This window comes from Pedomonas sp., assembly GCF_036515995.1.
GTDB lineage: Bacteria > Pseudomonadota > Alphaproteobacteria > Sphingomonadales > Sphingomonadaceae > Pedomonas.
The window spans coordinates 1-2,679 of record NZ_DATBUP010000146.1; the positions used below are offsets into that span (position 1 = coordinate 1).

General features: G+C 63.7%; 2 protein-coding genes. Both read right to left on the bottom strand.

Annotation, left to right across the window (positions count from 1 at the left end; genetic code table 11):
• Positions 1–392: 392 nt before the first annotated feature.
• Complete coding sequence (locus VIG90_RS11545; RefSeq protein WP_331593668.1) at positions 393–1,874, bottom strand: efflux transporter outer membrane subunit; 1,482 nt, start codon at positions 1,872–1,874, stop codon at positions 393–395.
• A partial coding sequence (locus VIG90_RS11550; RefSeq protein WP_331593669.1) for an efflux RND transporter permease subunit occupies positions 1,867–2,679 on the bottom strand: 813 nt, incomplete at its 5' end. The genes VIG90_RS11550 and VIG90_RS11545, both read right to left, overlap by 8 nt.

The following is a 2,679-nucleotide window of genomic DNA, read 5'->3' on the forward strand; positions in this document are numbered from 1 at the left end:
CCTCATCCAGTCCGTCCGGTCAGGCCCGAGAGCCGCTCCGTCCGTCCCGGTGAGGGCGTCACCGCGTCGGGAGGCGGCTTATGGCCCCAACCAAACCAAGAGTCAACGACAACAGGCAAACTTTTTGAACTTTTTGCGAAACGCAACGCAGAGAGGCGAAAAATCAATATGTTAGCAGAAATCGGCAGCACCTGAAGGAGCGTGATTGATCCACTAGATCGGGCCGTAAGCGGTTCCGATTTTGCCTCGCGCGGAGACTCGCGCGCGATTAATCCAGACATTTGGGACCGGAGAAGCTGCGATTCCGGTTACTGGCGTCGGAATCGTAGCTCTTGCTGGCAACGGACCGGGCCTTTGGCAGTCCGGACGGCCGGTTTCCGGCATGATGACCTTCAGCGAGGCACCGGGAGCGGCGACGTGGTTGCTGTCGTTGCGGATTCAGCGCGCAACCCGCCACCGAGCGCGACATAAAGAGCAACGGCGTTGGACAGTTGCGCCTGCCGTGTTTGGACCAGCAGTTGCTCCGCCGCAAACAGCTGCCGCTGGGCATCCAGCACCTCGATATAGTCTGCCACCCCATTACGGTAGCGCAGCTCGGCGAGTTCAGCGCGGTCGCGTTCTGCGATAAGCCCGCGTTCCTGCGCCGCGAATTGCTCCGCCAGCCAACGCCGGGCCGCCAGTGCATCCGCCACTTCGCGGAAGGCGTTTTGAATCGTCAGCTCATAGTTGGCGACGGCAATGTTCCGACGGGCAACCGCAATATCAAGGTTGGCCTCGTTGCGGCCGGCGTCGAACAGCGGAAGTGTCAATGCCGGGCCGTAGGACCAGCTCTCCCCGTCGTTGCCGAACAGTTGGTCCAGTTCGGTACTGGCGAAACCGAAAAAGCCGGTCAGGCTGATTCTGGGCAGGAAGGCCGCTCGCGCCGCGCCGATGTTGGCATTGGCTGCGCGCAGCTCTTCCTCGGCGGCCAGGATATCGGGTCGGTTGACGAGCAGATCCGAGGGCAGACCCGCGCTGATGTTCTCGATGATCCCCTGATTACTGAGCGGGCGCGGGGGCGGCAAGTCTTCCGGCAGTGGGCCACCGATGAGCACCTGCATCGCGTTGCGGTTCTGGGCGCGCTGGCGCTGGAGGCTGGCCAGCTCCGTCTCCGCCTGCGTCAGCAGGGTTTCGGTCTGGCGGTAATCGAGGGCGGACGTTACACCCGCCTCCAGCCTCAGCCTAGAGATTTCAAGCGATTCCCGGCGGCTGCGCACGGTCTGCTCGGCCAGCCTGATCCGCTCGGAGAACTCACGTTCGATAAGATAAACGGTGGCAACGTCTGCAATCAGGCTGAGCATGAACGCGCGCTGCGCCTCGATGGTTGAAAGATAGGCCGCGCGGGCCGCCTCGCTCAGGCTGCGCACCCGCCCCCAGAAATCAAGCTCGAACGCAGAGACGTTGACGCCGATCTGATAGCGGTTGAAGGTGGCAGCCCCTCCCTGCGCGCCACCCGGAATCGCGCCTGCTCCCCCCACGGCGGAGCGGGAACGGACCGCGCTGCCGTCGATCGTCACGTTGGGCAACTGCTCGGCCCGCTGAATTCGATATTGAGCGCGTGCCTCCTCGATCCGCAGGACGGCCTGGCGCAAATCGCGATTGTTTTCGAGCGCCAGCGCGATGAACCGCTGCAAGCGCGTATCTGGAAAGAAATCGCGCCATCCGACGTCGATGGCCAGCGGGCCGTCCGCATCCGGTCCGAGTTCCGGCCCATAGGTTGCGGTCGTCGGCATGGGGGGCTGTTTGTAGTCCGGCTGCAGGGAGCAAGCGGACAAAGCCAGCAGTACGGGGACCAGCTTCAGCCCCTGCGGCAACGAAGCAAACGCTCTACGCATGGTCGTCCTCCGCTGCGGGACGCTGAGCAGGCGGCGCTGGCGTGCTGCCGCTCTCCGGCTTCCTCTTCCGGCCGAGCCATTTGCGCACTGCCACGAAGAAAACGGGAATGAAGAAAACGCCCAGAACGGTCGCGCCAATCATGCCGCCCATGACGCCGGTGCCGATGGCAACGCGGCTGGCTGCACCCGCCCCGGTGCTGATGACCAGCGGCAGCACACCGAGGATGAAGGCGAGCGAGGTCATGATGATGGGGCGAAAACGCAGATGCGCCGCCTCAAGGGTCGCGTTCAGAGTGCTGCGGCCCTCCGCCTCCAGGTCCTTGGCGAATTCCACGATCAGAATGGCGTTCTTGGCGGCAAGGCCGATGATGGCGATGATGCCCACGTTGAAATAGACATCGTTCGGCAGGCCGCGCAGCAGGGCGGCGGACAATGCGCCCAGTACGCCCAGCGGCACCACGAGGATAACGGCAAGCGGGATCGACCAGCTTTCGTACAGCGCCGCCAGCACCAGGAACACGATCAGGATGGACAGGCTAAGCAGAGCCGGAATCTGCCCGGCAGACAGTTTCTCCTCATAGGAAATGCCGGTCCACTCATAGCCAAAGCCCTGAGGCAGTTCGCTTGCCAGCCGCTCCATTTCGTCCATCGCCTCGCCCGTGCTGTAGCCGGCAGCGGCCGAGCCGGAGATGTTGACGGCCGGATAGCCGTTGTAGCGGTTGAGCTGGGGCGGGCCCGCCGTCCACTCCGCCGTGGTGAAGGCGGAGAACGGCACCATCTCACCTTCTTGATTGCGAACGCGCAG